This is a genomic window from Burkholderia sp. KCJ3K979, from assembly GCF_016759955.1.
In the GTDB taxonomy this organism is placed as follows: domain Bacteria; phylum Pseudomonadota; class Gammaproteobacteria; order Burkholderiales; family Burkholderiaceae; genus Burkholderia; species Burkholderia orbicola.
In genome coordinates this window covers 17,216-43,779 of sequence record NZ_JACFYV010000034.1, presented here as the reverse complement: position 1 = coordinate 43,779, position 26,564 = coordinate 17,216, and the positions used below count along the sequence as shown (strand labels likewise).

At 66.4% G+C, this 26,564-nt stretch carries 29 protein-coding genes, 1 tRNA gene, 1 pseudogene and 1 riboswitch; of the genes and pseudogenes, 13 read left to right on the top strand and 18 right to left on the bottom strand.

Annotated features, from left to right (window positions below):
• Positions 1-132 (top strand): annotated as a pseudogene (locus H3O04_RS10900) (IS481 family transposase); the annotation flags it as partial.
• On the opposite strand, the gene H3O04_RS10895 reads toward H3O04_RS10900, so the two are convergent.
• Positions 129-524 carry a hypothetical protein gene (locus H3O04_RS10895; protein WP_202587658.1) on the bottom strand — a complete coding sequence of 132 codons (396 nt, stop codon included), beginning with the start codon at positions 522-524 and terminating at the stop codon, positions 129-131. The pseudogene H3O04_RS10900 and the gene H3O04_RS10895 overlap by 4 nt on opposite strands.
• A gap of 140 nt (positions 525-664) precedes the next feature.
• On the opposite strand from H3O04_RS10895, the gene H3O04_RS10890 reads away from it, so the two are divergent.
• Positions 665-985, top strand: a complete 321-nt coding sequence (locus H3O04_RS10890; RefSeq protein ID WP_012327977.1) for a helix-turn-helix domain-containing protein — start codon at positions 665-667, stop codon at positions 983-985.
• A gap of 259 nt (positions 986-1,244) precedes the next feature.
• On the opposite strand, the gene H3O04_RS10885 is transcribed toward H3O04_RS10890, so the two are convergent.
• From H3O04_RS10885 to H3O04_RS10845, 9 genes are all read right to left on the bottom strand, one after another.
• A tRNA-Lys gene (locus H3O04_RS10885) sits at positions 1,245-1,321 on the bottom strand.
• Between the two features lie 111 nt (positions 1,322-1,432).
• On the bottom strand, positions 1,433-2,182 hold the full coding sequence (ybgF, locus tag H3O04_RS10880) for a tol-pal system protein YbgF (protein WP_011544679.1): 750 nt from the start codon (positions 2,180-2,182) through the stop codon (positions 1,433-1,435).
• A 19-nt stretch (positions 2,183-2,201) separates the two neighbouring features.
• Positions 2,202-2,714: a peptidoglycan-associated lipoprotein Pal gene (gene pal, locus H3O04_RS10875; protein WP_006484980.1), complete on the bottom strand. Its 513-nt coding sequence runs from the start codon at positions 2,712-2,714 to the stop codon at positions 2,202-2,204.
• Positions 2,715-2,731: 17 nt separating this feature from the next.
• Positions 2,732-4,027, bottom strand: coding sequence for a Tol-Pal system beta propeller repeat protein TolB (tolB, locus tag H3O04_RS10870; RefSeq protein ID WP_202587657.1), 1,296 nt, complete (start codon positions 4,025-4,027; stop codon positions 2,732-2,734).
• A gap of 109 nt (positions 4,028-4,136) precedes the next feature.
• The gene (gene tolA / locus H3O04_RS10865; RefSeq protein WP_012327979.1) at positions 4,137-5,192 is read right to left on the bottom strand and encodes a cell envelope integrity protein TolA; all 1,056 of its coding nucleotides are present in this window, start codon (positions 5,190-5,192) and stop codon (positions 4,137-4,139) included.
• The gene (tolR, locus tag H3O04_RS10860) at positions 5,189-5,638 is read right to left on the bottom strand and encodes a protein TolR (RefSeq protein WP_006484943.1); all 450 of its coding nucleotides are present in this window, start codon (positions 5,636-5,638) and stop codon (positions 5,189-5,191) included. Before tolR ends, tolA begins: the two co-directional genes overlap by 4 nt.
• 10 nt (positions 5,639-5,648) lie before the next feature.
• Positions 5,649-6,326 (bottom strand): protein TolQ, encoded by a 678-nt coding sequence (gene tolQ, locus H3O04_RS10855; protein ID WP_006476795.1) that lies wholly within the window; start codon positions 6,324-6,326, stop codon positions 5,649-5,651.
• A 144-nt stretch (positions 6,327-6,470) separates the two neighbouring features.
• Positions 6,471-6,956, bottom strand: coding sequence for a tol-pal system-associated acyl-CoA thioesterase (gene ybgC / locus H3O04_RS10850; RefSeq protein WP_053525121.1), 486 nt, complete (start codon positions 6,954-6,956; stop codon positions 6,471-6,473).
• A 107-nt stretch (positions 6,957-7,063) separates the two neighbouring features.
• Complete coding sequence (locus H3O04_RS10845) at positions 7,064-7,810, bottom strand: SDR family NAD(P)-dependent oxidoreductase (protein WP_054927409.1); 747 nt, start codon at positions 7,808-7,810, stop codon at positions 7,064-7,066.
• A gap of 180 nt (positions 7,811-7,990) precedes the next feature.
• A riboswitch (ZMP/ZTP riboswitch) is annotated at positions 7,991-8,091 on the top strand.
• A gap of 137 nt (positions 8,092-8,228) precedes the next feature.
• On the opposite strand from H3O04_RS10845, the gene glyA reads away from it, so the two are divergent.
• The 3 genes from glyA (at position 8,229) to H3O04_RS36650 (ending at position 10,538) form a co-directional block, all read left to right on the top strand.
• Positions 8,229-9,476: a serine hydroxymethyltransferase gene (glyA, locus tag H3O04_RS10840; protein ID WP_011544684.1), complete on the top strand. Its 1,248-nt coding sequence runs from the start codon at positions 8,229-8,231 to the stop codon at positions 9,474-9,476.
• Positions 9,477-9,482: 6 nt separating this feature from the next.
• Positions 9,483-9,962 carry a transcriptional regulator NrdR gene (nrdR, locus tag H3O04_RS10835; RefSeq protein ID WP_011694173.1) on the top strand — a complete coding sequence of 160 codons (480 nt, stop codon included), beginning with the start codon at positions 9,483-9,485 and terminating at the stop codon, positions 9,960-9,962.
• A gap of 186 nt (positions 9,963-10,148) precedes the next feature.
• Positions 10,149-10,538, top strand: coding sequence for a prepilin-type N-terminal cleavage/methylation domain-containing protein (locus H3O04_RS36650; RefSeq protein ID WP_334029296.1), 390 nt, complete (start codon positions 10,149-10,151; stop codon positions 10,536-10,538).
• Here H3O04_RS36650 and H3O04_RS10825 read toward each other — a convergent pair.
• From H3O04_RS10825 to H3O04_RS10815, 3 genes are all read right to left on the bottom strand, one after another.
• Positions 10,481-10,924 (bottom strand): DUF3318 domain-containing protein, encoded by a 444-nt coding sequence (locus H3O04_RS10825; protein ID WP_202587655.1) that lies wholly within the window; start codon positions 10,922-10,924, stop codon positions 10,481-10,483. The genes H3O04_RS36650 and H3O04_RS10825 overlap by 58 nt on opposite strands.
• A 43-nt stretch (positions 10,925-10,967) precedes the next feature.
• On the bottom strand, positions 10,968-11,357 hold the full coding sequence (locus H3O04_RS10820; protein ID WP_011544688.1) for a phage holin family protein: 390 nt from the start codon (positions 11,355-11,357) through the stop codon (positions 10,968-10,970).
• Positions 11,358-11,475: 118 nt separating this feature from the next.
• Entirely contained in the window at positions 11,476-11,778 is a 303-nt protein-coding gene (locus H3O04_RS10815; RefSeq protein WP_006494044.1) for a DUF883 family protein, read from the bottom strand.
• A gap of 318 nt (positions 11,779-12,096) precedes the next feature.
• On the opposite strand from H3O04_RS10815, the gene H3O04_RS10810 reads away from it, so the two are divergent.
• Entirely contained in the window at positions 12,097-12,735 is a 639-nt protein-coding gene (locus H3O04_RS10810; protein WP_006476788.1) for a peroxiredoxin, read from the top strand.
• Between the two features lie 119 nt (positions 12,736-12,854).
• Here the strand turns inward: H3O04_RS10810 and H3O04_RS10805 are convergent, their stop codons facing one another.
• Positions 12,855-14,042, bottom strand: a complete 1,188-nt coding sequence (locus H3O04_RS10805; RefSeq protein WP_011544689.1) for an acyl-CoA dehydrogenase — start codon at positions 14,040-14,042, stop codon at positions 12,855-12,857.
• Between the two features lie 278 nt (positions 14,043-14,320).
• Between H3O04_RS10805 and H3O04_RS10800 the strand changes: the two genes are divergently transcribed.
• Entirely contained in the window at positions 14,321-15,112 is a 792-nt protein-coding gene (locus tag H3O04_RS10800) for an IclR family transcriptional regulator (RefSeq protein WP_011544690.1), read from the top strand.
• Between the two features lie 152 nt (positions 15,113-15,264).
• Entirely contained in the window at positions 15,265-15,675 is a 411-nt protein-coding gene (locus tag H3O04_RS10795) for a GFA family protein (protein WP_011694174.1), read from the top strand.
• A gap of 190 nt (positions 15,676-15,865) precedes the next feature.
• Here H3O04_RS10795 and H3O04_RS10790 read toward each other — a convergent pair whose 3' ends face one another.
• Positions 15,866-16,669, bottom strand: a complete 804-nt coding sequence (locus tag H3O04_RS10790; protein WP_006484944.1) for an EAL domain-containing protein — start codon at positions 16,667-16,669, stop codon at positions 15,866-15,868.
• Positions 16,670-17,025: 356 nt separating this feature from the next.
• On the opposite strand from H3O04_RS10790, the gene H3O04_RS10785 reads away from it, so the two are divergent.
• The 5 genes from H3O04_RS10785 to fahA are packed head-to-tail and all read left to right on the top strand — an operon-like array spanning position 17,026 to position 22,953.
• The gene (locus tag H3O04_RS10785) at positions 17,026-18,687 is read left to right on the top strand and encodes an FAD-dependent oxidoreductase (protein WP_011544692.1); all 1,662 of its coding nucleotides are present in this window, start codon (positions 17,026-17,028) and stop codon (positions 18,685-18,687) included.
• A gap of 28 nt (positions 18,688-18,715) precedes the next feature.
• Positions 18,716-18,946: a DUF2783 domain-containing protein gene (locus tag H3O04_RS10780; protein ID WP_011544693.1), complete on the top strand. Its 231-nt coding sequence runs from the start codon at positions 18,716-18,718 to the stop codon at positions 18,944-18,946.
• The gene (locus tag H3O04_RS10775) at positions 18,943-20,301 is read left to right on the top strand and encodes an MFS transporter (RefSeq protein WP_027813031.1); all 1,359 of its coding nucleotides are present in this window, start codon (positions 18,943-18,945) and stop codon (positions 20,299-20,301) included. The genes H3O04_RS10780 and H3O04_RS10775 overlap by 4 nt, the downstream gene beginning before the upstream one ends.
• Before the next feature lie 16 nt (positions 20,302-20,317).
• A complete protein-coding gene (hmgA, locus tag H3O04_RS10770) occupies positions 20,318-21,652 on the top strand; it encodes a homogentisate 1,2-dioxygenase (RefSeq protein WP_027807440.1) in 1,335 nt (444 codons plus the stop codon).
• The gene (fahA, locus tag H3O04_RS10765; protein ID WP_011694175.1) at positions 21,649-22,953 is read left to right on the top strand and encodes a fumarylacetoacetase; all 1,305 of its coding nucleotides are present in this window, start codon (positions 21,649-21,651) and stop codon (positions 22,951-22,953) included. The genes hmgA and fahA overlap by 4 nt, the downstream gene beginning before the upstream one ends.
• A gap of 185 nt (positions 22,954-23,138) precedes the next feature.
• Here fahA and H3O04_RS10760 read toward each other — a convergent pair whose 3' ends face one another.
• From H3O04_RS10760 to bluB, 3 genes are all read right to left on the bottom strand, one after another.
• Positions 23,139-24,299: an MFS transporter gene (locus tag H3O04_RS10760; protein WP_202587654.1), complete on the bottom strand. Its 1,161-nt coding sequence runs from the start codon at positions 24,297-24,299 to the stop codon at positions 23,139-23,141.
• 93 nt (positions 24,300-24,392) lie between these two features.
• Positions 24,393-25,562, bottom strand: coding sequence for an MFS transporter (locus H3O04_RS10755; protein ID WP_069232247.1), 1,170 nt, complete (start codon positions 25,560-25,562; stop codon positions 24,393-24,395).
• Between the two features lie 223 nt (positions 25,563-25,785).
• Positions 25,786-26,529, bottom strand: a complete 744-nt coding sequence (gene bluB, locus H3O04_RS10750; RefSeq protein WP_006476775.1) for a 5,6-dimethylbenzimidazole synthase — start codon at positions 26,527-26,529, stop codon at positions 25,786-25,788.
• Between the last annotated feature and the right edge of the window lie 35 nt (positions 26,530-26,564).

Sequence of the window (26,564 nt, the reverse complement as noted above, 5' to 3'; positions counted from 1 at the left end):
CATCGCATCGAAGCCTTGGCGAGTTGGCAGCACCACTACAACTGGCATCGTGCCCATAGCGCCATCGGCGGCGTTGCGCCGATGGCCAGACTTCCCGCGTCGAGAAACAACCTCTTGACGCTTCACAGCTAGCTCGCAGTAGGCCGAAACTTTTCGAGAATCCGTGCCTGACGCTGTAGAAGGGCTTCCAGTCGAGTCTGTTCATCGATGAGCTTTTGGAGCAGTTCAGCGTGCCAAGCGAATCCAACAGGCACGAACGACACCTCGCCATAGCGCACTCGCCTGAAGATTGCGCCGGTCTGCGCCCATTTCTGGGAGAATTGTTCCAATGCACTGTCCACCGATTTCGTTTCGTCGTCTGTCAGTGCGCCACGAATGCGAATTACGAGAGATCGCGTGACGGCATCGATTGCGAAGTAGATGTCTGCGGGCTCGGCAATGCTCCGAGCGAATTGCTGCGCATGGTAGTGCCGGAAGTTGTCGAGGACGGGTAAGGCGCCGCAGATTGCATAAGTGATCGTCATGATGCTCCCGGTAAATGGACATTCGATAACCGGTCGGAGATCGGGCTCAATGTCATGCGCCGCTCAACTGACTCAGTTGGGCATGCTTAGGATCAAATATAGGATCAATTGATCCATTGTCAAGAGGAAAATTGGCTCGAATGGACGTATTTGGGGAGCGACTGAAGTGCGAACGGGTGCGGCTGGGTTTGAACCAGACGGAGTTTGCAGCCTTAGGCGCGGTCAAGCAGCGCGCGCAGTATCAATATGAAAAGGGCTTGAGGCGCCCGAACTCCGACTACTTGCGCGCGATTGCACTTGCTGGCGTTGATGTCTGGTACGTGCTTACCGGCGAAGAGAGCGCCCGGCTCGAGAACCTCGACGAGCGGCGGATCGTCTCTGGATTTCGAGCGCTCGACGCGCGGAAACGCGAGGTGATTTTGGCCCTGATAGAGGCAATTGCTGAACGGTCGTCGCAATAGTTGCTCATCCCGCTTTTTGGCAGTGGGCGTCGTGTTGGAGCGGCGGTATTGGATCGGCGGGCGGTATTGGATCGGCGACCTGATCGTCGCGATATCAGGTGTCGACCAGGAGAAGTCGGGCTAACCGTGGTAGCGATGCGATCAAGGCGAGGGGGCGACGGGCGTGTAGCCGGGAAGTGGAAATGAGCAGCATACGCCACTCGGCGACAGACGCAAAAAAGCCTCCACGAAGGAGGCTTTTTGCACTATCGAAGATAGTTGGTAGGGTGGGAGGGACTCGAACCCTCGACTCTCTGATTAAAAGTCAGATACTCTAACCAACTGAGTTACCACCCCACGTTCTTGAAACTTGTTTTTGATTCGTTGCTTCAACAACTTGGGCAACGACCCAAAGAGCAAAAGATTATAGCGGCGGGTTACAGGGCTGTCAACAACCCGTCACGATAATTATTTGATCGTTTCGAGCTTGCCCTGCGCAGTCTGCGCCGCGTTCGATCCGGCGTACTGCGACACGACCTGCTCGAACGTTTTCTTCGCGGCCGCCTTCTGGCCTTGCTCGAGCTGGTTCGTGCCGATCGCCACGAGGGCGTCGGCCGCGCGCGGGTGTTGCGGGAACTTGCTGACGATCCCTTGCCACGTCGCGGTCGAGCCGCGGTAGTCGCGCAGCGCGTATTGCGCGTTGCCGTACCAGTACTGCGCGGTCGGCTGATAGGGACTCTGCGGATACTTCGCGATGAACGCACGGAACGAAGCCGCCGCCGCCTTGAAGTTGCCGTTGCGGAACTGCTGCTGCGCCGCGCTGAGCGCATCCGTTTCACCCGGCTGCACGGTGCCTTCGACACCATCGATCGTCGCCTGCTGCGGCTCGAACTTCTTGAGCCGCGTGTCGAGATCCTGGTAGTACTCCTTCTGCTGCCGCTCGAGCGTCGTCAGCCGGTTCGTCAGATCCTCGTTCTCGCCGCGCAGCGTCGCGACCTGCTGGTTCAGCTGGTCGATACGGCCGGATTGATCGAGGATCGTACGCTGGGCGGCCGACAACTGGCTCGACAGGTTGTCGCTCTTGCTGCGCAGATCGAGCACGGCACGGCGCGCTTCGTTGTCGTCGAACATGCCGGCGTGCGCCGGCGCGGCCGACCACGCCGCGCCGGCGACGCAGAATGCTGCGGCAACGCGCAGCCAGGTTAAACGGTGCGTCATACGGCGATTCTTCCGTTACTTACTGTTGGTAGACGAGGTCGGCGCGACGGTTCTGCGCCCACGATGCTTCGTCGTGACCCGTTGCCTGCGGCTTTTCCTTGCCGAGGCTCACGGCTTCCATTTGCGAATCGTTCACGCCGAGCAGTGCCATCGCACGGCGGACGGCTTCCGCACGCTTCTGGCCCAGCGCGAGGTTGTACTCGCTCGTGCCGCGTTCGTCGGTGTTGCCCTGGATCAGCACGTGGCGCTGCGGGTGGCTCTTCAGGTACTGCGCGTGCTGCTGCATCAGCGGCTGGTACTCGTCCTTCACCGAATAGCTGTCGAAGTCGAAGTAGATGCTGCGCTTCGCGAGCGGGCTGTTCGGGTCGTTCAGCGGATCGACGTTCACTTGCGCGACGTTGTCCGCGCTCGGCTGCGTGCTGACTGCGCCCGCGTTGTTTGCCTTGTCGTCGAGCTTCACGCCCGACTTGCACGCTGCGAGCGCGCTGATCATCATCACGGCCAGGGCCAGACGAGCTTTATTCGACATCATGGTTACTCTCCTTGTGGTCATTGCATGAAGGGCCCCCACGACGGCTCGCGAACGGAGCCGCCCTGGACGGACAGGATCTGCGGCGGCGCGCTGCCGTCGGAGGGCACTGCAGCCAGAACGTTGCGACCACCCGACTGGGTAGCGTACAGAAGGTACTGGCCGTTTGCCGCGAAGCTCGGCGATTCGTCGCGATTGGTATTCGTGATGGCGTTCGCCGCGCCAGTCTGCAGATCCTGAACGTACAGCTTGAAGGCCCCGCCCGTGCGGGAGATGTAAGCGAGGAGCTTGCCGTCCGGGCTCACGCGCGGGCTCGTGTTGTAGCTGCCGGTGAAGGTCACGCGCTGCGCGGCGCCGGCGCTTTCGCCCTGGGCGGGCATCCGGTAGATTTGCGGCGCACCGCCACGATCGCTCGTGAAGTAGATCCAGCGGCCGTCCGGCGAGTAGAACGGTTCGGTGTCGATCGAGCTGCTCTGCGTGAGACGGCGCAGGCCGCCGCCGTTCGCGTTGACCGTATAGATTTGCGTATTGCCCGTCAGCGACAGCGCGACGGCCAGCGTGTTGCTGTCCGGCGACCACGCCGGTGCGCTGTTGTTGCCCTTCTGGTCGGAGACCATGTAGCGGCGGCCGGTCGGCAAGTCATGGATGTAGACGATCGGCTTCTTGCGTTCGAACGACACGTACGCGACCTTCGTGCCGCTCGGCGACCAGGCCGGCGAGATGATCGGCTCGGTGCTCGACAGCGCGATGCGCGCGTTCTGGCCATCCGAATCGGAAATCTGCAGCTGGTAGCGGTTGCCGGTCTTGATCACGTACGACAGGCGCGTGGCGAACACGCCGCGCACGCCGAGCAGCTTCTGATAGATGTAGTCGGCGATCTTGTGGCCGGCCGTGCGCAGCGTGGTGTCGGTGGCCGTCAGCGACAGGCCGCCGAGGCTTTGCTGCTTCACGGTGTCGTACAGGATGAAGTTGACCTTGTACTGACCGTTCGCGTCGCGATTCACGCTGCCGGCGACGAACGCATTCGCGCCCTTGGCCTTCCATGCGCCGAGATCGACCGAGGCGGTCTCGGGCACGGGCGTGCTGCCCGCGTCGATGTTGGTGAATTTGCCGCTGCGGGCGAGGTCGGCGCGCACGATCGACGTGACCTGCTGCGGCAGATTCGCCTCGTTCGTGAAGTTTGCGGTGGCAATGGGGAACTGGGTCGACCCGACACCGGTGATCAGCACGTTGACCTGGGCGTTAGCGGCGCTGCCCGCCGTGATCAGACACGAGGCCACGAGTGCCCTGAAACCTAGCTTTGTCATCAAACTCATGCTTCTTGCTTCCCGTATGGCTTGGATCGCTGCGCAACGGCAGAGACAGTAAAAATACCCGATTCGTTCCCATCTGACAGCGACGCCCGGAGTGTAAGCGCATTTCGTTTCACTCCGCCGCCTTGAAGGTAATCGTAATGTCAGACGGGGTACGACCGTTAGAATCGGGCGGCAACGGGACCGATGCGTGGATCGCACTGACCACGGCTTGATCCCACCCCGAATTCCCGCTCGAGCGGGAGACCGATGCGCTCAATACGTCACCGGACGGCGTGCACCGAATCTTGACGACGGTGGTCAGGCCCGCCCGCTCGCCGCCCCAAACGATGTTCGGCTTGACGCGACGGCGCACCTTGTCGGCATAGCCGGGCGTGGCGGCATTGCCGCCGGAGCCCGTACCCGTGCCGCTTTTCGCGAGACCTTCGCCGCCGCCTTCACCGGCGCCGGACAGGCCCTGCATCTGCGCGAGGCGCGCGCTGCGTTCGCGGTCGAGCTTCGCGTTCGCCGCCGCACTGGCCTTCGCGCGCGCCGCGGCCTCGGCCTTCGCCTTGGCCTGGGCTTCCGCCTTCGCCTTGGCGGCCGCGTCGGCCTTCGCCTTCGCCGCCTGCTGCGCTTCGAGCTGCGCCTGCTTTTGCTGCTGGAGTTTCTGCTGTTCGAGCTTCTGCTGTTCGGCGAGCTGCTGTTGCTTGAGCTTGTCGGCCTGCTTCTGTCTGTCGCGTTCCGCGGCCTTCTGTGCGGCCAGCGCGGCGGCTTGTTGCGCGGCGAGCTGCGCGCGCCGGGCTTCCTCTTCCTGCTGGGCCTTCAGTTGCTGCGCACGGCGCTGCTGCTCGAGCTGCGCTTCGCGCGCGGCCGCTTCCTGCTGCCGCTTCTTCTGCTGCAGCGCGATGTCGGCCTGCTCGTCGCGCACCGGGGCAGGGGGCGGCGCGACCTTCACGGGCGGCGCGGGCGTGACGACGGGCCGCGGCGCGGGAACGTCGGGCACTTCGGTCCACAGCTCGGCTTCGGCGCCGGCCGGCGTGCTGTTCTGCCACTGCACGCCGTGATAGAGGAACAGCGCGAGCAGCACGTGCATCAGCGCGGCGAGCGCGAACGCGCGCCACGTCCCGCGCTCGCGGGGAGGCTGGAGCGGGTAGGCGGATCTGCGCGTGGATTGCTGCCGGTTCATTGCGATTTGACGAGGAGGCCGACGCGCTTGACGCCACGCGCCTTCAGATCGGACATCACGGTCATGACGGCATCGTACTGCACGGTCTTGTCGGCTGCGATCACGACCGGCTGGTCAGGGTGATCGGCCTGACGGGCCGAGATGAAGCTGTCGAGCTCGGCCTTCGTCATCGTGTCTTCCTGGGTCGCGCCCGAGTCGCCCTTGTACTTGACGCTCATCGTGCGGTCGGCCTTGATGTTGACGACGACGGGCGGCGTCTGCTCCTGCGGCGCGGCGTTGCCGACGGTCGGCAGGTTGATGATCGACGGGGCGACGAGCGGTGCTGTGACCATGAAGATCACGAGCAGCACCAGCATCACGTCGATGTACGGCACGACGTTGATGTCGGCCATTGCGCGGCGCGAGCGGCCGCCGCGCATGCTGGATCGGATGGGGCTTCCTGCCATGGCGCGCTCCTTACTGGGCCTGACGCTGCAGGATGTTCGAGAACTCTTCGATGAAGGTCTCGAAGCGGATCGCGAGGCGGTCGATGTCGTGCGCGTAGCGGTTGTACGCGACCACCGCCGGAATCGCGGCGAACAGGCCGATCGCGGTGGCGACGAGCGCCTCGGCGATGCCGGGCGCGACGTTCGCGAGCGTGGCCTGCTGCACGTTCGCGAGGCCGCGGAACGAGTTCATGATCCCCCAGACCGTGCCGAACAGACCGATGTACGGGCTGACCGAGCCGACCGACGCGAGGAACGCGAGGTTGGCTTCGAGCACGTCCATTTCACGCTGGAACGACGCACGCATCGCGCGGCGGGCGCCATCGAGCACGAGGCCCGGATCGCTGAGGCGCTTTTCCTTCGCCTTCAGGAATTCGCGCATCCCCGATTCGAAGATCCGTTCGAGCGCGCCGATCGTGTGGCGGTTGTTGGCGGCGCTCTGGTACAGCGCCTGCAGGTCGCCGCCCGACCAGAAATCCTTCTCGAAGCGTTCGGTCTGGGCACGCGCGCGGCGGATCGCGAACCACTTGCGGAAGATGAAGGTCCACGACATCAGCGACAGCAGCAGCAGCAGTCCCATCACCGCCTGGGCCAGCACGCTCGCGTTGAGGACGAGGGAAATGATCGACAGGTCTTGAACAGTATTCATAGAGGTTTGAGTAACGTCCCTTCGGGGGTGCCCGGCAAGGGCGTCCGGCGTGCGTGCGGCGCGGCGCGCCGGCCATGCCTGACGCCGAACCTTGCTTAGTATCGAATCAGAACGGCAAGTTCATAGGCTTTGTCTAAACGGCGCTCATGCGCGCTTCGTTGACAAACCCGTCTGCCCGGCGTCGATGACGGGACCGCGTTGCAACGCGTCGAGCACGACGGGCGGGATGGCCGCGGGCCGGATGCCGTGACGGTCGACGCAGCCGAGGCGGATATGCCCGGCCACGAGCAGTGTGTCGCCACACCAGGCTTCCTGCGTGAATTCCACCGAGGCGCGGCCGATGCGTCCGGGCCGGCTCGTGATCGTCAGCGTGTCGTCGAGTCGCGCCGGCGCGCGGTAGTCGAGCGACGTGCTACGCACGATGAAGATCGCACCGGTGTCGTCGGCGAGCCGACGCTGGTCGACGCCGCATGCACGGAGCCACTCGGTGCGGGCGCGCTCGAAGAACTTCAGGTAGTTGGCATAGAAGACGATGCCGCCTGCATCGGTATCCTCGTAGTACACGCGCACCGGCCAGGTAAAGCCGGACGGCGCTTCCGGGGAGCGGGTAGGCTGAGTCATGGCGCGCATTCTACCGGAAGGCAAAGGCCCGATTCGTAACCGATTCGTAACGGAATGTAGTGCGTCGTAGCACACCGCGGGCCGCCCGGAGGCGGGCCCGCGGCTGCGGGCGACGGTCAGCCGCGATGGATCGTGAGGCCGGCCGGCGCTTGCGCGACCGGCATCATTTCGATCGTATTGATGTTGACGTGCGCGGGGCGCGTGGCGATCCAGTAGATCGTATCGGCGATGTCCTCGGCCGTGAGCGGCTGGACGTTCTGGTAGACGTTCGCCGCCTTTGCATCGTCGCCGCGGAAGCGGACGTTCGAGAATTCCGTGCCGCCGCACAGGCCCGGTTCGATGTCGGTGACGCGCAACGGCGTGCCGATCAGGTCGGTGCGCAGATTCAGGCTGAATTGTCTGACGAAAGCCTTGGTCGCGCCGTAGACGTTCCCGCCCGGATACGGATAGGTGCCGGCCACCGAGCCCAGATTAAAGATATGGCCGCGACCGCGCGCGATCATGCCCGGCAGCAACGCGTGCGTGACGGTCACGAGGCCCGAGCAGTTCGTGTCGATCATGGTCTGCCACTCGTCGAGGCTCGCCTTCTGGGCCGGCTCGACGCCGAGCGCGAGGCCGGCGTTGTTGACGAGCACGTCGAGCGCCGCGAATTCGGCGGGAAGGGTGGCCGGCACGGCTTCGACGGCCGCGCGGTCGCGCACGTCGAGCTCGAACGGCAGCAGCGCGTCGCCGAGTTCGGCCGCGAGCGCATCGAGGCGATCCTTGCGGCGTGCGGTGGCGACGACGCGATGGCCGCCCTTGACGAAGGCACGGGAGATGGCGGCGCCGAAGCCGGCGGACGCACCTGTGACGAACACGATCATTGCTGCTCCTGGTCGGTAACGGAATAGCGGGTGGAATCCCGCAAGCCTACTGAGAATGCCGCACCGCGGCAAGACGGCGAAGCGTGTCGGCACGGGCGCGTAGAGTCTGGCCCTTATTGTTTGGGGCGCCCTGCCGTGCGGTTGCCTATTCATGACGCATCCAATACACTAATGTGCTCATCACCCCTGCGTGACTGGCGATAGAACCCTCAGGGTTCAAGGTGGAGCATCCCACCGTGAAGCGCGGGGCGCCGTTTTTGCCGTTCGCCTGGGCAGCCGTTGTGCGCCGTCGCGTGCATCGCCGGTGGCTGTCCTGCCTCGCGTCATACGGATTCTTCCGCCACGTCGGGCTGGTCTCGCCAGCAGCGCACCGTACTCGGCCACTCCGGTCAACCTGTACACACTTAACGGAAACCGTATGTTTGACAGAGCCCAAAGCACCATCGCGAACGTCGATCCCGAAATCTTTGCAGCGATCGAGCAGGAAAACCGCCGCCAGGAAGATCACATCGAGCTGATCGCGTCGGAAAACTACACGAGCCCGGCCGTGATGGCCGCGCAGGGCTCGCAGCTCACGAACAAGTACGCGGAAGGGTATCCGGGCAAGCGCTACTACGGCGGTTGCGAGTACGTCGACGTGGTCGAGCAACTGGCGATCGACCGTGTGAAGCAGCTGTTCGGTGCGGAAGCGGCGAACGTGCAGCCGAACTCGGGTTCGCAGGCGAACCAGGGCGTGTTCTTCGCGATGCTCAAGCCGGGCGACACGATCATGGGCATGAGCCTCGCGCACGGCGGCCACCTGACGCACGGCTCGCCGGTGAACATGTCGGGCAAGTGGTTCAACGTGGTGAGCTACGGCCTGAACGAAAACGAAGACATCGACTACGAAGCGGCCGAGAAGCTCGCGCAGGAACACAAGCCGAAGCTGATCGTCGCGGGCGCGTCGGCGTTTGCGCTGAAGATCGATTTCGAGCGTCTGGCGAAGATCGCGAAGTCGGTGGGCGCGTACCTGATGGTCGACATGGCGCACTACGCTGGCCTGATCGCGGCGGGCGTGTACCCGAACCCGGTGCCGCACGCGGATTTCGTGACGACGACGACGCACAAGAGCCTGCGCGGCCCGCGCGGCGGCGTGATCCTGATGAAGGCCGAGTACGAGAAGCCGATCAACTCGGCGATCTTCCCGGGCATCCAGGGCGGCCCGCTGATGCACGTGATCGCGGCGAAGGCGGTGGCGTTCAAGGAAGCGCTGTCGCCGGAGTTCAAGGAATATCAGCAGAAGGTGGTCGAGAACGCACGCGTGCTGGCCGAAACGCTGGTCAAGCGCGGGCTGCGGATCGTGTCGGGCCGCACCGAAAGCCACGTGATGCTGGTCGACCTGCGCGCGAAGAACATCACGGGCAAGGCAGCGGAAGCGGCACTCGGCGCGGCGCACATCACGGTGAACAAGAACGCGATCCCGAACGATCCGGAAAAGCCGTTCGTGACGAGCGGCGTGCGCCTGGGTTCGCCGGCGATGACGACGCGTGGCTTCGGGCCGGCGGAAGCCGAGCAGGTGGGTAACCTGATCGCCGACGTGCTGGAGAACCCGGAGGACGCAGCGACGATCGAGCGCGTGCGTGCGCAGGTCGCCGAGCTGACCAAGCGTTTCCCGGTCTATCGCTGATCGCCGATGCGCTGCCCGTTCTGCCGGCATGACGACACGCAGGTCGTCGACTCGCGCGTGTCCGAAGATGGCGCCGCGATTCGCCGGCGCCGTCGCTGCTCGGCTTGCGACAAGCGCTTCACGACGTACGAGCGGGTCGAACTGAACCTGCCGGCCGTCGTGAAGAAGGACGGCAGCCGCACGGAATTCGACCGTCGCAAGATCGTCGCCAGCATGCAACTCGCGCTGCGCAAGCGGCCGGTTGCGGCCGACGCGATCGACGCGGCGGTCGCCCGCATCGAGTATCAACTGCTCGCGACTGGCGAGCGTGAAGTGCGTAGCGAGAAGCTGGGCGAACTCGTGATGAACGAGTTGCGCGGCCTCGATACGATCGCTTATGTCCGCTTCGCATCGGTGTATCGCCGGTTCGAGGACGTTTCCGAATTTGCCGACGTGATCGAAGAGTTCCGTCGCGCCTCTCCCGCCAAGACTCCACGTAAGCGCTGACGCGCTGCGTTCGTTCATCGTCTGCTCCGTTGGTTCGATTCGCGCCGATTGTGTCGGCTGCGATCGCATGTCGCCAGTCGGCCGTTCGGCAAATGGCGCACGTTTGCACGCGCCGCTACAGTCGTCGCATCACCGTGGCGGAGGGCGATTGCGATGGAACGGGGCGCTCGACCCTTGAAGAATGTGGTGCAACGATCGTGCGGATTCACGCTCGTCGAGTTGATGGTCGCCATGTCGCTCGCGGTGGTCGACATGGCGCCGCCCCCGGCGTTGTCGGACGCGCTCGCGCACGCGCCGCCGGACGGCGACGGTTCGCCGGTGAGCTATGAACTGACAGCGACGCCGCTCGATACCGAGCCGATGCGCGACGATGCACGCGGCACGTTCACGCTGCGCTCAAACGGAACGAAAGGCAATGCAGGAAGCGATGGCGCCGACGAACCGGGTGCTGGGGCGTGCGCTGAGTTCGCAAGAAAGGCGCGCAGCGGCGCATGGCCGTGCGCGCAGGGGGCCGACGGTCAGTCGTCGCGTGCGTCGAGCCCGCGCTCGTCGCGGGACTGCTTCCAGATCCGGTAGACCTCCCATGCGGCGAAGCCGAGCGTGCCCCACTTCAACGCGGGGCCCGCGCTTGCGCGCAGCAGCGAGCGGACGGGCTTCGCCAGCACGAGCGACGCGAGCGAACTCAGCATCGGATACTGGTTGACGAGCTGGCCGAGGCTTGCGTTCAGGTTCTTGGCCGACTGGCCGAACTTGTGCGAGGACAGGCCGGGGATGAATACCTTGAGCCAACTGAAGCGCGTGACGGCCTGACGCATTTCGGCGGCGGCTTCCGCGAGTTCGAGCCGCTCGACTTCGGATCGCAGGATCAGCAATTCCTTGCGGAGCGCGCGGTGCTGCGACGCATTCCAGTTCGATCGCGACGAATGGGAGCGGGATGGATTGCCCGTGATGTTCTGGCTCATGGCGCGTCGGCGAAGTAGGTGAGAGGGATGAGCGCGAGGGCGTTCACGGCTTGCCGCGGAACAGGTCGCGGTCTTTCTCGAGTTCGGCGAGCGTCGCCTCGAACACGGTCGGCGCGTCGCGCAGGCCCGAACGCGCTTTCAGCGCGCATACGATGCCGCCAACGGCATACAGTGCGGTGATCGCGGCGAGCGCCTGCCAGCGGTAGGTATCCCAGAACGCGATCGCGATCAGCACGGTCAGGCTGATGAGCGCCATCGTCGCGAGCATCATCGCGGCGAGGCCGAGGAACAGCACGCCCATCAGGCGCTCCTTCTCCTCGGCAAGCTCGATGCCCACCAGTTCGAGGCGCGTCTGCAGAAGGCCGATGGCGGAGCCGACGAGGCGGCGCAGCGGTCCTTGACCGGGCGGCTGCGAGTGGGTGTCTGTCGTCATGGATGAGGTGCTTGCGCGTGCAGTGAGCAGCTAGGACAAAGCCGGCCGGCGCGGGCCGGCCGGCTTCGAGGCCCGCAGGCCGCAAGGCGGCCTGCGGGACGAAACGGCGCAGAGCGCGTTACTTGCGGTTGATCAGCAGGCCGATCAGCACGCCGACGCCGGCGGCCACGCCGATCGACGTCCACGGATGCTCGTGCACGTAGTCGTCGGTCGCGCGCGCGGCCTTCTTGCCTTTCTCGACCACCACGACCTGGACGTCGGCTGCCTTTTCCTTGGCCTGCTTGAGACGCGACATGGCTTTCTCGCGCAACTCGGCCGCACGGTCGCCCGTGCTGCTCGCAGCTTGCTTGAGCAGGTCTTCGGCGTCCGAGAGAACGGTTTTGATATCCGACATCAGTTTCTCCTTGTTGATTTCCGACATTGCAACTCCCTTCGTGCTGTCATGCTGCAGGTTCACATCGTAGCGAAACCCCTGCCTGCTGGCGAGCCGGGAAGACACACGGCGGCAGCGCAAGACTGCATGGTAAACGACTTGTAATCATGAACAGAGCGGCAAACGGGTTGAAAAGTTTCCCCCGCGAGCTTCCGTTCTGCCATGACGCCGGGTAAAAATGACAAAAAAGTATGAATATCAAACGGAATAATCGTTCGCACGGCCCATTGCTTCCCGTAAGCTGATGGACTGCCCCGCGCTGTCCAGCGCGCGGTTTCAACCAGCATCGTTCGAGGAGGGAACATCATGAGTCTGCGTCTTGGCGACATCGCACCGGATTTCGAGCAGGAATCGAGCCTGGGCACCATCAAGTTTCACGAGTGGCTCGGCAACAGCTGGGGCGTCCTGTTCTCCCATCCGGCCGACTACACGCCGGTGTGCACGACCGAACTCGGGCTGACCTCGAAACTGAAGGGCGAATTCGAGAAACGCAACGTGAAGGTGATCGCGCTGTCGGTCGACGGCGTCGAATCGCACAAGGGCTGGATCAACGACATCAACGAAACGCAGTCGACGGTCGTGGGCTTCCCGATCATCGCCGACGCGGACCGCAAGGTGTCGCAGCTGTACGACATGATTCACCCGAACGCGAACGAAACGCTGACGGTGCGTTCGCTGTTCGTGATCGACCCGAACAAGAAGGTGCGGCTCACGATCACCTATCCGGCCAGCACGGGGCGCAATTTCGACGAAGTGCTGCGCGTGATCGATTCGCTGCAACTGACCGATAATTACAAGGTCGCGACGCCCGGCAACTGGAAGGACGGCGACGATGTCGTGATCGTGCCGTCGCTGCAGGATCCGGAAGAGCTGAAGAAGCGCTTCCCGAAGGGCTTCAACGCGGTGCGTCCGTATCTGCGCCTGACGCCGCAGCCGAACAAGTAAGCATCGGCGGCCCGCGGCCGCGGCTGTGATGAAAAAGGCCCGCTCGGCAGTCATGCCGAGCGGGCTTTTGCTTGGGCGGCGTGCGCGGCATCGCTGCCGCGTGCGTCATGGCCGGATCATCAGAAGAATGCCTGGATGCCCGTCTGCGCGCGGCCGAGGATCAGCGCGTGGATGTCGTGCGTGCCTTCGTACGTGTTGACCACTTCGAGGTTCACGAGGTGGCGCGCGACGCCGAATTCATCGGAGATGCCGTTGCCGCCGAGCATGTCGCGCGCGAGGCGGGCGATGTCGAGCGCCTTGCCGCACGAATTGCGCTTCATGATCGACGTGATCTCGACGGCGGCCGTGCCTTCGTCCTTCATCCGGCCGAGGCGCAGCACGCCTTGCAGGCCGAGCGTGATTTCGGTCTGCATGTCGGCGAGCTTCTTCTGGATCAACTGGTTCGCGGCGAGCGGCCGGCCGAACTGCTGGCGGTCGAGCACGTACTGACGCGCGGTGTGCCAGCAGGACTCGGCGGCGCCGAGCGCGCCCCACGCGATCCCGTAGCGCGCCGAGTTCAGGCAGGTGAACGGGCCGCGCAAGCCGCTCACGTTCGGCATCAGGTTCTCTTCGGGCACGAACACCTCGTCGAGGACGATCTCGCCGGTGATCGATGCGCGCAGCCCGACCTTGCCGTGGATCGCCGGCGCCGACAGGCCTTTCCAGCCCTTCTCGAGGATGAAGCCGCGGATCGCGTCCTTGCCGTTCTCTTCCAGCTTCGCCCATACGACGAACACGTCGGCGATCGGCGAGTTGGTGATCCACATCTTCGCGCCGGACAGCGCGTAGCCGCCCGGCACCTTCTTCGCGCGCGTGACCATGCTGCCCGGATCGGAGCCGTGGTTCGGCTCGGTCAGGCCGAAGCAGCCGATCCATTCGCCGGTCGCGAGCTTCGGCAGGTATTTCTGCTTCTGCGCGTCGGAGCCGAATTCGAAGATCGGCACCATCACGAGCGACGACTGCACGGACATCATCGACCGGTAGCCGGAGTCGACGCGCTCGACTTCGCGCGCGATCAGCCCGTAGCTCACGTAGTTGAGGCCGGGGCCGCCGTATTCCTCGGGAATCGTCGGGCCGAGCAGGCCGACCTCGCCCATCTCGCGAAAGATGACCGCGTCGGTGCGTTCGTGGCGGAACGCTTCGGTGACGCGCGGCGCGAGCTTGTCCTGTGCATACGCCTGCGCGGCATCGCGGACCATTCGCTCTTCTTCGGTCAGTTGCTGGTCGAGCAGCAGCGGATCGTCCCAATGAAAAGTTGCAGCACTCATCGTCTCATCTCCTGTCGGCCCGAGTTGGCGCTTCAGCGCTTACTCGGGTCCCATGCTTCGCGGTCGGCCCGAGTGGGCGCTTCGGCGCTTACTTCGGCCCCATGCTTTACGGTCGGTCGGTCGGAGCGGGCGCTTCGGCGCCGGCCCCGAGCCCGTGCTTTTCAGTCGGGCAGAAGTTGCGCTGCAGCGCTTGCTCCGGGCTGATGCCTGAAGTTCGCTTGACTTGCGTTCCGCTGTGCGGAACAATGTTTTGCAAATCGAACCCAGTGTAGCACCGGATGACACTTTCAACCATCGACGACACCACGATCGACGAGCGCAAGTTCGTCGTCGCGCTCGCGCGCGGGCTCGACCTGCTGCGCGCCTTCCGGCCCGGCGAGACGATGCTGGGCAATCGCGATTTCGCGGAACGCACGGGGCTGCCGAAGGCGACGGTGAACCGGCTTGCCTATACGCTGACCGTGCTCGGCTATCTGCGCTACGACGAGACGCTCGGCAAGTATGCGCTGGACGCCGGTGTGCTGTCGCTCGGCTACGCGCTGCTGTCGGGCTCGGGCACGATCGATCTCGCGCGGCCGCACATGCAGGCGCTCGCGCGCGAGATCGGCGCGGCCGTGTCGCTCGGCTGCCGCGACGGGCTCGACATGATCTATCTGGAGACGATCCGCAGCGAGACCGCGTTGACGCTCGGGCTCGCGCCCGGTTCGCGACTGTCGATGCTGACGAGCTCGATGGGGCGTGCGTACCTGGCCGTGCAGCCGGAGGACGTGCGCCGCGCGCTCTATGCCGAACTGCACCGCGCGACCGGCGGCGCGGCCGACGCCGATGCGCTCGTCGCCGCCGCGCAGCAGGCGGTGGCCGAATTCTCGGCGAGCGGCTGCTGCTATTCGTTTCGCGCGTGGCACACGGACGTGAACGCGGCGGCCGTGCCGTTTCGCGAGCCGCGCGAGGGGCGCTGGCTGATCCTGAGCTGCAGCGGCCCGGCGTCGTCGATGGACGAAGACGTGTTTCGCACGCAGGTCGGGCCGCAACTGAAGGCGCTCGCGCAGCGGCTCGGGCAGACGGTCTGAGAGCGACGAGCTCGCGGGTGTTGCCGTCGCGCGGCAACCGATCCGTGTGTGACGGATGTGGGCGCAGAGGCGATGCGGTGCCGTTGCGTATTGCGCGACGGGCGAACCGCGCTCATCATCGTTCGCCTGCTTCCCCGACGATGAGGTCTGCGATGGCGCACCCCGAACCGATGGAAGGCGGATGCGCGTGCGGCGCGATCCGCTACCGTATCGCCGGCGTTCCGACCGACGCCGGCTTCTGCCACTGCCGGCTCTGCCAGCGCACGACCGGCGCGGCGGTCGTCGCATCGGCATCGGTGCCGATCGACGCATTCGAATATCTGCGGGGCGAACCAACCGTCTACGCGTCGAGCGCATGGGGTGAGCGACGCTTCTGCGGCCGTTGCGGCGCGCAGCTCGAATACCGGCGCTCTGACGCGCCGCAGACGGTCGAGATCAATTACGCGACGCTCGACGAACCGTCGAGGCTGCGTCCGGCGTGGCACGTCTGGTACGGCGATCGTTTCCCGGGCATCGAGATCGACGACGATCTACCGAAGTACGACGACGGTGGCAGGGAGTAGGCGGCCCATCGCGGGCAATGCGCCGGTGCCGGGCGGGTGCGCAAGCGCATTCGACCTTTCTGCGAGAACGAACGAGGAACCGGCCGGCGTCGAGCGACGCGTGTGCTGAAACCCGATTCCCGAGGCAACCCGACACCGGCATCCGCCATCCGGCGCGCCGCGCTTCGCGCGCGCTTCTCCCGCCGATCGCTCAGGCCGTCACCACCTTCGCGAACACCGGCCCCTGCATGAACCGCACGTCGTGCTGGCGCAGCAACTCGCACTGCGTCTCGTCGACCACGCCGTCGAAGATCAGCGGAATCCGCACGCGCTGCGCGTAGGCGACGAGCGCCTTGACCATCCCGTCGCGCAACGCGATGCCTGCATCCATCTTGATGTAGTCGGGGCGCGCCATGTCCGATTCGACCGCGAGGATGCGGCCCGGATCGGGCAGCTTGTCGGCGACCTTGAAGCCGTGATGCTGATAGCTGCGCGTCAGGTAGCCGAGGAATGTCTTGTGGGCGACCGCGACCGCCGGCAGTTCGATCACGATCCGCTCGGGCGGCAGCCCGAAGCGCTGCAGTACCGACGAGAAATGCTTGCCGTGGTCGTACTTCACGCTCTTGAGCAGCCGCTCGTGCACGCGCAGGAACAGCAGCCCGTGACGCTGCGCCCCGAAGAAATTGATCGCGTGCAGCGCGCGCGACAGGCGGTCGATCGCGACCAGCGTCTGGTCGTCGACGGCCGCGTCGACCGGGTCGTGCTGCGCGCCGGTGACGAGCGTGACCGCCTGGAAGCCGAGCTCGTCGCCGTAGCGCTCGATCGCGTCGGCGAACGACGTCGATTGCGGCGCGCCGGGCATCGTCACGTCGTAGATCGGCTCGTACGCGCTGGCGAGCGTGCGCTCGGGCAGATTCGCGCACGCGGTGCCGCCTTCGGCAAGCGCGAGGTGTTCCCGCAGATACGGCAGTTGCCCGGCACGGCTGACCAGCTCGGGGATGGTAGGCGGAATCATCGGCGTGAGAAGGAAAAATGGCGGCCGAAAGGGCCGCCTCGTTGACTTGATATTAGCAGCGCGCGCCGCGCTCGGCTCGGCGTTTCACTCATATGGTTATCCCGTCCCCGAGCGAACGACTAGGGTTTACGTTGATTTCACTATTCGTAATTGGTTTTACTATTCGTAAATCCAAGATTTGTCGCCGATCAAGAAATGCGGCATGCGGGCGCCGCGAAACGGCGCCGTTCACGAATCAATAGGAAGCAAGGAGCGAGACGTGGCGGTTATTGACAGGACAAGCGGGCAGGCGCGCCGCGAGGAGACGGACGGAGCGACGGGCGCGGCGGTGCGCGCACGGCGGGGTTGACGCGCGGATGGCGACCATGAGCATCGATTACCAGACGCTGAAGTTCGAGTACCGCGCCCACGCGCACGACGCGGCCGTCCACCCGGTGATCGTCGTCGGCGCGGGCCCGGTGGGCCTGGCCGCCGCGATCGACCTCGCGCAGCAGGGCGTGCCGGTCGTGCTGCTCGACGACGACGACACGCTGTCGACCGGCTCGCGCGCGATCTGCTTCGCGAAGCGCACGCTCGAGATCTTCGACCGGCTCGGCTGCGGCGAGCGCTTCGTCGACAAGGGCGTGAGCTGGCACGTCGGCAAGGTGTTCCTGCAGGACGAGCAGCTTTACGCGTTCGACCTGCTGCCCGAGGAAGGGCATGCGCGTCCCGCGTTCATCAACCTGCAGCAGTACTACGTCGAAGGCTACCTGGCCGACCGCGCGTTCGAGCTGCCGAACATCGACATCCGCTGGAAGCACAAGGTGACGGGCGTCGACCAGTCGGCCGAACACGCGGTGCTGACGATCGAGACGCCGGACGGCGTCGCGACGCTGCGCGCGCAATACGTGATCGCGGCCGACGGCTCGCGCAGCCCGATGCGCGCGGCGATGGGCCTGGAAAGCCGCGGCCGCACGTTCAAGGACCGCTTCCTGATCGCCGACGTGAAGATGAAGGCGGAGTTTCCGACCGAGCGCTGGTTCTGGTTCGACCCGCCGTTTCACCGCAACCAGTCGGTGCTGCTGCATCGTCAGCCGGACAACGTGTGGCGCATCGACTTCCAGCTCGGCTGGGATGCCGATCCGATCGCCGAGAAGCAGCCGGAGCGCGTGATTCCACGTGTGCGCGCGCTGCTCGGTGCGGACGTCGAGTTCGAGCTCGAATGGGTGAGCGTCTATACGTTCCGCTGCCAGCGGATGGACACGTTCCGTCATGGCCGCGTGCTGTTCGCGGGCGATTCGGCGCACGGCGTGTCGCCGTTCGGCGCGCGCGGTGCGAACAGCGGCGTGCAGGACGCGGACAACCTCGCGTGGAAGCTGAAACTGGTGCTCGACGGCCGTGCGCACGACCGCCTGCTCGACACCTATGCGAGCGAGCGGGAGTTCGCGGCGGACGAGAACATCCGCAACTCGACGCGCTCGACCGATTTCATCACGCCGAAAAGCGCGGTGTCGCGCGTGTTCCGCGACGCGACGCTGAAGCTCGCGCGCGACTGCGAATTTGCGCGCAAGCTGGTGAACAGCGGGCGCCTGTCGGTGCCGGCCGTGCTGGCCGATTCGCCGCTCAACACTCCGGACCGCGGCGGCGACGCATTCGCATGCGCGATGCGGCCGGGCGCGGCGGCGGCCGATGCACCGGTGCGCGCGCAGGGTGCGTCGGGCTGGCTGTTGCAGCATCTGCGCGGCGGCTTCACCGGTGTGCTGTTCGGATTGCCGGGCGACGCGGCCGCGCTCGCGCAGGCCGTCGACGGCCTCGCGCCGGCGGTGCGGCCGGTGCTCGTCGTGCCGGCCGGGCACGCGCAGCCGGCGGCCGGCGTCGACGTCGTGGAGGACATCGACGGGCTCGCCGCGCAGCGCTACGACGCGCAGCCCGGCACGTTTTACCTGCTGCGTCCCGACCAGCACGTCTGCGCCCGCACGCGCACGCTCGACCGTCAGGCGATTGCCGACGCACTGGCGCGCGCGAGCTGCGCACGCTGAATACGATAAAGACACCGGAGACACCGTCATGCCCCCACTCGATACCCGCCCGCGCCTGGCCGACCCCGATGCGTTCTACGAAGCGCTGATCGACATGCATCGCGACCTGTCGGATGCCGACAGCCAGCTCGTCAACGCGAAGCTGATCCTGTTGCTCGCGAACCAGGTCGGCGACGCCGACGTACTGCGCGAAGCGATGGCGCTCGCGCGCCAGGGCGTGACGCCGCCCGTGCATCCGGCCACCGAGGTGGCGCAATGAGCGCGGCGGCCGATACGCGCGTGCTCGAAGTCGAGCGCGTGATCGACGAGACCCATCGCCCGGGTTTTCACTGGATGCTGCTCGCGCTGTGCGGGCTGTGTCTCGTGATCGACGGTTTCGATGCGCAGGCGATGGGCTACGTCGCGCCGAGCGTGATCGCCGAATGGGGCGTGCCGAAGCAGGCGCTCGGGCCCGTGTTCAGCGCGAGCCTGTTCGGCATGCTGCTCGGCGCGCTCGGGCTATCGGTGCTGGCCGACCGGATCGGGCGGCGCCCGGTGCTGATCGGCTCGACGCTGTTCTTCGCGGTGACGATGCTCGCGACGCCGTTCGCGGGCTCGATCCCCGTGCTGATGGCGCTGCGCTTCGTCACCGGTCTCGGCCTCGGCTGCATCATGCCGAACGCGATGGCGCTGGTCGGCGAGTTCAGCCCGGCCGCGCATCGCGTGAAGCGGATGATGATCGTGTCATGCGGCTTCACGCTCGGCGCGGCGCTCGGCGGCTTCATCAGCGCGGCGCTGATTCCGGCGCTCGGCTGGCGTTCGGTGTTCTTCGTCGGCGGTGCGGTGCCGCTCGTGCTGACGATCGCGATGGTCGCGCGGCTGCCCGAATCGCTGCAGTTCCTGGTGCTGAAAGGGCGCGTCGCGCAGGCGCGCGACTGGCTCGCGAGGTTCGCGCCGGAAGCCGGCATCGATGCGAATACGCGGCTCGTCGTGCGCGAACGCGCGGCGAGCGGCGCGCCGGTGGCCGAACTGTTCCGCCATGGCCGCCTGCCGGTCACGCTGCTGCTGTGGGCGATCAGTTTCATGAACCTGATCGATCTGTACTTCCTGTCGAACTGGCTGCCGACCGTGATGCGCGAAGCCGGCTATTCGCCGGGCACGGCGGTGATCGTCGGCACGGTGCTGCAGACGGGTGGCGTGATCGGCACGCTGTCGCTCGGCTGGTTCATCGAACGTTACGGCTTCGTGCGCGTGCTGTTCGCCTGCTTCGCGTGCGCGGCCGTGTCGGTGGGGCTGATCGGCTCGGTCGCGCATGCGCTGCCGTGGCTGCTGGTCGCCGTGTTCGCGGGCGGGTTCTGCGTGGTCGGCGGGCAGCCGGCCGTGAACGCGCTCGCGGGCCAGTATTACCCGACGTCGCTGCGCTCGACGGGCATCGGCTGGAGCCTCGGCATCGGCCGGATCGGCTCGGTGCTCGGGCCGCTCGTCGGCGGACAACTGATTGCGCTCAACTGGTCCAACGGCGCGCTGTTCCACGCGGCCGCGGTGCCCGTGCTGTGCTCGGCGCTGTTCGTGCTCGGCCTTGCGGGCGTCACGCGCCGCAGCGCTGCGCAGGCGCCGAACGCCGCCCTGAATTGATGGAGAAAGGAAAACGATGACGCTTGACCTGTCGAAACCGGCGACCGCCGGCTACCTGAGCGGTTTCGCGAACGAATTCGCGACCGAGGCGCTGCCCGGTGCGCTGCCGCACGGCCGCAACTCGCCGCAGCGCGCGCCGTACGGGCTGTACGCGGAGCAGCTGTCGGGCACCGCGTTCACCGCGCCGCGCGGCCACAACCGCCGCTCATGGCTGTACCGGATTCGCCCGGCCGCCGTGCACCGGCCGTTCGAGCCGTATGCGGGCGCGCAGCGGCTCGTGTCGGAATTCGGCGATTCGGCCGACGTGCCGCCGACGCCGCCGAACCAGCTGCGCTGGGACCCGCTGCCGATGCCGGTCGAGCCGACCGATTTCGTCGACGGTCTCGTGACGATGGCCGGCAACGGGTCGGCCGCCGCGATGAACGGCTGCGCGATCCACCTGTACGCGGCGAACCGTTCGATGCAGGACCGCTTTTTCTACAGCGCGGACGGCGAGCTGCTGATCGTGCCGCAGCAGGGGCGGCTGTTCATCGCGACCGAATTCGGCCGGCTCGACGTCGAGCCGTTCGAGATCGCGGTGATCCCGCGCGGCGTGCGTTTTGCCGTCGCGCTGCCGGACGGCGACGCGCGCGGCTATATCTGCGAGAACTTCGGTGCGCTGCTGCGCCTGCCGGATCTCGGCCCGATCGGCTCGAACGGGCTCGCGAACCCGCGCGATTTCCTGACGCCGCAGGCCGCGTACGAGGATCGCGAAGGCGCGTTCGAGCTGATCGCGAAGCTGAACGGCCGGCTCTGGCGCGCGGATATCGGCCATTCGCCGCTCGACGTCGTCGCGTGGCACGGCAACTACGCACCGTATAAGTACGATCTGCGGCTGTTCAACACGATCGGCTCGATCAGCTTCGACCATCCCGATCCTTCGATCTTCCTCGTGCTGCAGGCGCAGAGCGACACGCCGGGCGTCGACACGATCGACTTCGTGATCTTTCCGCCGCGCTGGCTCGCGGCCGAGGATACGTTCCGCCCGCCGTGGTTCCACCGCAACGTCGCGAGTGAGTTCATGGGGCTCGTGCACGGCGCGTACGACGCGAAGGCCGAAGGCTTCGTGCCGGGCGGCGCGAGCCTGCACAACTGCATGTCGGGCCACGGGCCCGATGCGGACACGTTCGAGAAGGCGTCCGCGAGCGACACGACGAAGCCGCACAAGGTCGACGCGACGATGGCGTTCATGTTCGAAACCCGCACGCTGATTCGGCCGACGCGCTACGCGCTCGACACCGCGCAGCTGCAGGCCGACTACTTCGAATGCTGGCAAGGCATCAAGAAACACTTCAATCCGGAGCAACGATGAGCGACACCCAAGACTGGCGCGCGACGCTCGACCCGGCTCGCAAGAGCTGGATCGACACGGCGAACGATCCCGCGTGCGATTTCCCGATCCAGAACCTGCCGTTCGGGATCTTCAGCGATGCGAAGCAGGGCGTGCGCCGTGCCGGCGTTGCACTGGGCGACCAGATCGTCGATCTCGCGGCACTCGCGCGTGCGGGCCTCGTGACGCTGCCGGCCGGCGCCGACGTGTTCGCCGCGCCGACGCTCAACGCGTTCATCGCGCTCGGCCGCGATGCATGGCGCAGCGTACGCTCGCAACTGTCGGCGCTGTTCTCGCGCGACAACGCGACGCTGCGTGACGATGCGGCGCTGCGCGCGCAGGTACTCGTCGCGCAGCGCGACGCGACGCTGCATCTGCCGGTCGAGATTCCCGGCTACACCGATTTCTATTCGTCGAAGGAGCACGCGACCAACGTCGGCTCGATGTTCCGTGATCCGAAGAATGCGCTGCTGCCGAACTGGTCGGAGATGCCGATCGGCTACAACGGCCGCGCGTCGTCGGTGGTCGTGAGCGGCACGCCGGTGCGGCGCCCGAACGGGCAACTGAAGCTGCCCGACCAGGAGCGTCCGGTGTTCGGTGCGTGCCGCAAGCTCGACATCGAACTGGAGACGGGCTTCATCGTCGGCAAGGGCAACGCACTCGGCGAGCCGATCGCGTGCGAGGACGCGGAAGCGCATATCTTCGGGATGGTGCTGCTGAACGACTGGAGCGCGCGCGACATCCAGCAGTGGGAATACGTGCCGCTCGGGCCGTTCAACTCGAAGGGCTTCGCGACGACGATCTCGCCGTGGATCGTCACGCTCGACGCGCTCGAACCGTTCCGCGTCGCGCAGCCGGAGCAGTCGCCGCAGCCGCTCGCGTATCTGCGGCATGCGGGCAAGCATGCGTTCGATATCGCGCTGGAAGTGACGCTGCGCGCCGAGGGTGCGGCCGAGGCCACGTCGATCTGCCGCACCAACTTCAAGCACATGTACTGGACGATGGCGCAGCAGCTCGCGCATCACACGGTGGCCGGCTGCAACACGCGCGTGGGCGACCTGATGGGTTCGGGCACGATCAGCGGGCCGACCAAGGATTCGTTCGGCAGCCTGCTCGAACTGACGTGGAACGGCAAGGAGCCGGTCGCGCTGAACGGCGGCGGCAGCCGCACGTTCATCGAGGACGGCGACGAGCTGACGCTCGCGGGCTGGTGCCAGGGCGAGGGGTATCGCGTCGGCTTCGGTACGTGTGCAGGCAAGATTTTGCCGGCACGCAGCGTGTGACGGATCGCAGCGCGAAATGTGACGTATAGGTCACGCGTAGAGGACGGCCCGCATTGCGCAGGCCGTTGTCGTTTACCGGAGGAAGAGCGCGAGCGGGCCGGTGCGTACGGGTGCATGATGCTGCGCGCCAACGCCAACGCCAACGCCAACGCCAACGCCAACGCCAACGCCAACGCCAACCCGCATCAGACCGCGCGTTGCACCGCGGCGCGGCGCTCCCACAGCGCGGCCGCGACGAACGCGGCGACACAGGCAACCAGCACGCCGATGAGTGCGTTGCTGCCCAGTTGCTCCATCAACGCGCCGGCAACCAGCGGGCCGCCGAAGCTCGCCGCGCTCCACGACGCCGACACGAGCGAACTCGCGGTGACGAGCGCCGCGCCGCGGAACCGTTCGCCGCACGCGACGAGCGACAGCGTATAGATGCTGCCGGCCGCCGCGCCGAGCACGAACAGCAGCGGCCAGCACAGCCACGGATTCGCGATGACGAACGGCAGCAGCGGCAGGCCGGCCAGCACGATCCAGCCGGCGCCGAGGTGCACGCGTTCGCGGCCGAGCTTGTCCGCGAGCCAGCCGATCGGGAACTGCATCGCGGTATCGCCGAACAGCATGATCGACGCGAGCAGCACGGCGGTCGCGCTCGCGACGCCGTGATCCATCGCATAGAGCGGCAGCAGCGACAGCGCGAGCGTGTCGAACAGCGCGAAGAAGCCGGTGCCGATGATCAGCGCGGGCATGCGCGGCAGCACCGCGAGCCAGCTGTCGTGCGCTGCGTGATGCGCGTCGTCGCCGGCGAGCGGTGCACGGCGGATCGTCGCGAGCGTCGGCAGCGCGAGCAGGAACAGCGCGCCGCACAGCGCGAAGCGGATGCTGGTCGCGCCGGCGATCTGGCTGACCAGCACGGGGCCGGCCATCTGGAACAGCGTGAAATTGGTCGCGTAGATCGCGACGACGCGACCGCGCGTCGAATCGTCGGCGAGCTGGTTCACCCATGCTTCGCCGATCGTGAACAGCAGCATCAGCGCGGCGCCGCACAGCACGCGCAGCACGCCCCACAGGATCAGGTTCGACGTGAACTGCATCAGCACGGTGGCCGCCGCGAGCAGCACGACCGACACGACGATCGCGCGGCGCGCGCCGATGTGCCGTGCGAGCGCGGTGACGAACGGGACGATCGCGAGGCCGCCGAGCGCCTGCGCGGCGGTCAGCATGCCGACGACGTTGGTGCCGTGCCCGGCTTCGGTCAGTGCGAGCGCGGTGAGCGGCAGCGTGGCGCCGGTCCCGAGACCGACGACCGCGACGCTCAGGATCAGCGCGAGGAAGTCGCGATTGAGAATGGCTTTCATCGGCCGCGATGCTACACCGCGACCGTTGAAAGGTCCATGAAGGCCATCAGGATCGGATGGAGTTGCGTACGCAACGATCGCAGCAGGGTGATGTCACACGTACTCGGTCGGCACGACCACCGGCCGGCGTTCGAGCGACGCCGACCACAGCGTGAGCGCGAGCGCCGCGACCGCCATCGCGACACCGACCCACGGCAGGCTCACGAGCGACACGCCCGAGCCGATCGCCATCCCGCCGAGCCACGCGCCGGTCGCGTTGCCGAGGTTGAACGCGCCCTGGTTGAGCGTCGACGCGAGGTTCGGCGCGTCGCTCGCGCGATCGACGATCATGATCTGCAGCGGCGGCACGATCGCGAACGCGAGGATGCCCCACACGAAGATCGTCGCGAGCGCGGCGAACGGCAGATGCATCGTGCCCGCGAACAGCGCGAGGACGATGCCGATCAGCGCGAGCGTCGCGATCAGCGACGGCATCCGGCGCCAGTCGGCGAGCTTGCCGCCGAGCGTGCCGCCGACGGTCAGGCCGAGGCCGAACAGCAGCAGCACGTAGGTGACCTGGCGCGGCGAGAAGCCCGTCACGTCCTCGAGGATCGGCGTGATGTACGTGAACACGCTGAACAGGCTCGCGGACGCGAGCACGCTGATGCCGAGCACCATCAGCACCTGCGGGTGCTTCAGCACGCTGAATTCGCGCGTGATGCTGGTGTCGGGCATCGCGAGGTTCTTCGGCAGGCACACCGCGAGCGCGGCGGCCGCGGCGATGCCGATGCCGGTGACGGCCCAGAACGTCGCGCGCCAGCCGAACGCCTGGCCGAGCGCGGTGCCGAGCGGCACGCCGAGCACGTTCGCGAGCGTGAGGCCGGTGAACATCAGCGCGATCGCCTGTGCGCGGCGGTTCGGTGCGACGAGGTTGCTCGCGACCACCGAGCCGATGCCGAAGAACGCACCGTGGCAGAACGCGGTGACGACGCGCGCGGCCATCAGCACCGCGTAGCCGGGCGCGATCGCGCAGAACAGGTTGCCGGCGATGAACAGCCCGATCAGGCTCATCAGCGCACGCTTGCGCGGCATCTTCGCGGTGACGATCGCGAGGATCGGCGCGCCGATCGTCACGCCGAGCGCGTAGCCCGACACGAGCATCCCGGCGGCCGGAATCGACACGCCGAGGTCGCGCGCGACATTGGGCAGCAGCCCCATGATCACGAATTCGGTGGTACCGATTCCAAATGCGGCGACGGCAAGGGCGAAAAGAGGCAGGGGCATCGCGGTAGGCTCGGGAAAGGATGCCGCTCGAGCCAGGCGCGGGAGGCGCGGAGCGGGCGGTCGGTGAGGCGAACGTCAGCCGCGATTCTACTTCAGTGAAAACCCCTATGCTTGGGGCCAAAACAGGTGTTGCCGGCGTGCGACGGGGTGGTGAGCGGCAAGCTCACAGTGTGGGATTCGCGGGGGCCCAGGCCGGGATGATGGCGGCTGCCGGCGGGTGAGATCACGCGATGCGTTCGGACGGCCCGTCGCGCATCGCGTCCGGCGTGTGCTTCGTTTCGCTGCCCCCATCCGCTGGCGCCGCAGCCGCTCCGGCCCCACCGATCGCAGCCGGATCGTCCCAGCCGTTCTCGAACAGGCAGGCTTCGATCGGCATCCGCGCGGCCCAGCGCTCTGCTTCGAGCATCGGCTTCGCATAGAACGCGTCGACGTGGCCGACGCACAGCACGGCGATCGGCTTCGCGCCGTCGGGCATCCGCAGCAGCGTGCGCAGCGCATCGACGTCGAACAGCGACACCCAGCCCATCCCGAGCCCTTCCGCGCGCGCGGCCAGCCACATGTTCTGGATCGCGCACGCGGCGGAGGCCAGATCCATCTCCGGCAGCGTGCGGCGGCCGAATACGTGGCGTTCGCGGCCGTCGGCGAGCGCGACGACCAGCAACTCGCCGCATTCGCGCACGCCCTCGACCTTCAGCCGCATGAATTCCTCCTGGCGCTCGCCGAGCGCGTCGGCGGTCGCGCGGCGTTCGGCCTCGACCAGCGCGTGGATCGAGGTGCGCAGGGCGGGATCGGTGATGCGGATGAAGCGCCACGGCTGCATGAAACCGACGCTCGGCGCATGGTGCGCCGCGCGCAGTAGCCGCGCGAGCACGGCCGGATCGACGGGCGCCGGTGTGAAGTGGCGCATGTCGCGCCGTTCGAAGATGGCACGGTAGACGGCGGCGATGTCTGAATCGTCGAAACGCATGAGCGGCAAAGGCAGGGAAGGACGTCGACGCAACG

Coding starts and splice junctions, on each gene's coding strand:
- H3O04_RS10800 (WP_011544690.1), top strand. CDS start 14,321: ATGACACTTTCAACCATCGACGACACCACGATCGACGAGCGCAAGTTC.
- H3O04_RS10780 (WP_011544693.1), top strand. CDS start 18,716: ATGCCCCCACTCGATACCCGCCCGCGCCTGGCCGACCCCGATGCGTTC.
- ybgC (WP_053525121.1), bottom strand. CDS start 6,956: ATGCGCGCCATGACTCAGCCTACCCGCTCCCCGGAAGCGCCGTCCGGC.
- H3O04_RS10755 (WP_069232247.1), bottom strand. CDS start 25,562: ATGCCCCTGCCTCTTTTCGCCCTTGCCGTCGCCGCATTTGGAATCGGT.
- H3O04_RS10895 (WP_202587658.1), bottom strand. CDS start 524: ATGACGATCACTTATGCAATCTGCGGCGCCTTACCCGTCCTCGACAAC.
- nrdR (WP_011694173.1), top strand. CDS start 9,483: ATGCGCTGCCCGTTCTGCCGGCATGACGACACGCAGGTCGTCGACTCG.
- tolR (WP_006484943.1), bottom strand. CDS start 5,638: ATGGCAGGAAGCCCCATCCGATCCAGCATGCGCGGCGGCCGCTCGCGC.
- H3O04_RS10785 (WP_011544692.1), top strand. CDS start 17,026: ATGGCGACCATGAGCATCGATTACCAGACGCTGAAGTTCGAGTACCGC.
- H3O04_RS10815 (WP_006494044.1), bottom strand. CDS start 11,778: ATGTCGGAAATCAACAAGGAGAAACTGATGTCGGATATCAAAACCGTT.
- pal (WP_006484980.1), bottom strand. CDS start 2,714: ATGATGTCGAATAAAGCTCGTCTGGCCCTGGCCGTGATGATGATCAGC.
- H3O04_RS10775 (WP_027813031.1), top strand. CDS start 18,943: ATGAGCGCGGCGGCCGATACGCGCGTGCTCGAAGTCGAGCGCGTGATC.
- tolA (WP_012327979.1), bottom strand. CDS start 5,192: ATGAACCGGCAGCAATCCACGCGCAGATCCGCCTACCCGCTCCAGCCT.
- H3O04_RS10890 (WP_012327977.1), top strand. CDS start 665: ATGGACGTATTTGGGGAGCGACTGAAGTGCGAACGGGTGCGGCTGGGT.
- H3O04_RS10760 (WP_202587654.1), bottom strand. CDS start 24,299: ATGAAAGCCATTCTCAATCGCGACTTCCTCGCGCTGATCCTGAGCGTC.
- glyA (WP_011544684.1), top strand. CDS start 8,229: ATGTTTGACAGAGCCCAAAGCACCATCGCGAACGTCGATCCCGAAATC.
- H3O04_RS10820 (WP_011544688.1), bottom strand. CDS start 11,357: ATGACGACAGACACCCACTCGCAGCCGCCCGGTCAAGGACCGCTGCGC.
- bluB (WP_006476775.1), bottom strand. CDS start 26,529: ATGCGTTTCGACGATTCAGACATCGCCGCCGTCTACCGTGCCATCTTC.
- H3O04_RS10795 (WP_011694174.1), top strand. CDS start 15,265: ATGGCGCACCCCGAACCGATGGAAGGCGGATGCGCGTGCGGCGCGATC.
- fahA (WP_011694175.1), top strand. CDS start 21,649: ATGAGCGACACCCAAGACTGGCGCGCGACGCTCGACCCGGCTCGCAAG.
- tolQ (WP_006476795.1), bottom strand. CDS start 6,326: ATGAATACTGTTCAAGACCTGTCGATCATTTCCCTCGTCCTCAACGCG.
- H3O04_RS10805 (WP_011544689.1), bottom strand. CDS start 14,042: ATGAGTGCTGCAACTTTTCATTGGGACGATCCGCTGCTGCTCGACCAG.
- H3O04_RS10845 (WP_054927409.1), bottom strand. CDS start 7,810: ATGATCGTGTTCGTCACAGGTGCGTCCGCCGGCTTCGGCGCCGCCATC.
- H3O04_RS10790 (WP_006484944.1), bottom strand. CDS start 16,669: ATGATTCCGCCTACCATCCCCGAGCTGGTCAGCCGTGCCGGGCAACTG.
- H3O04_RS10810 (WP_006476788.1), top strand. CDS start 12,097: ATGAGTCTGCGTCTTGGCGACATCGCACCGGATTTCGAGCAGGAATCG.
- tolB (WP_202587657.1), bottom strand. CDS start 4,027: ATGAGTTTGATGACAAAGCTAGGTTTCAGGGCACTCGTGGCCTCGTGT.
- H3O04_RS10825 (WP_202587655.1), bottom strand. CDS start 10,924: ATGAGCCAGAACATCACGGGCAATCCATCCCGCTCCCATTCGTCGCGA.
- hmgA (WP_027807440.1), top strand. CDS start 20,318: ATGACGCTTGACCTGTCGAAACCGGCGACCGCCGGCTACCTGAGCGGT.
- ybgF (WP_011544679.1), bottom strand. CDS start 2,182: ATGACGCACCGTTTAACCTGGCTGCGCGTTGCCGCAGCATTCTGCGTC.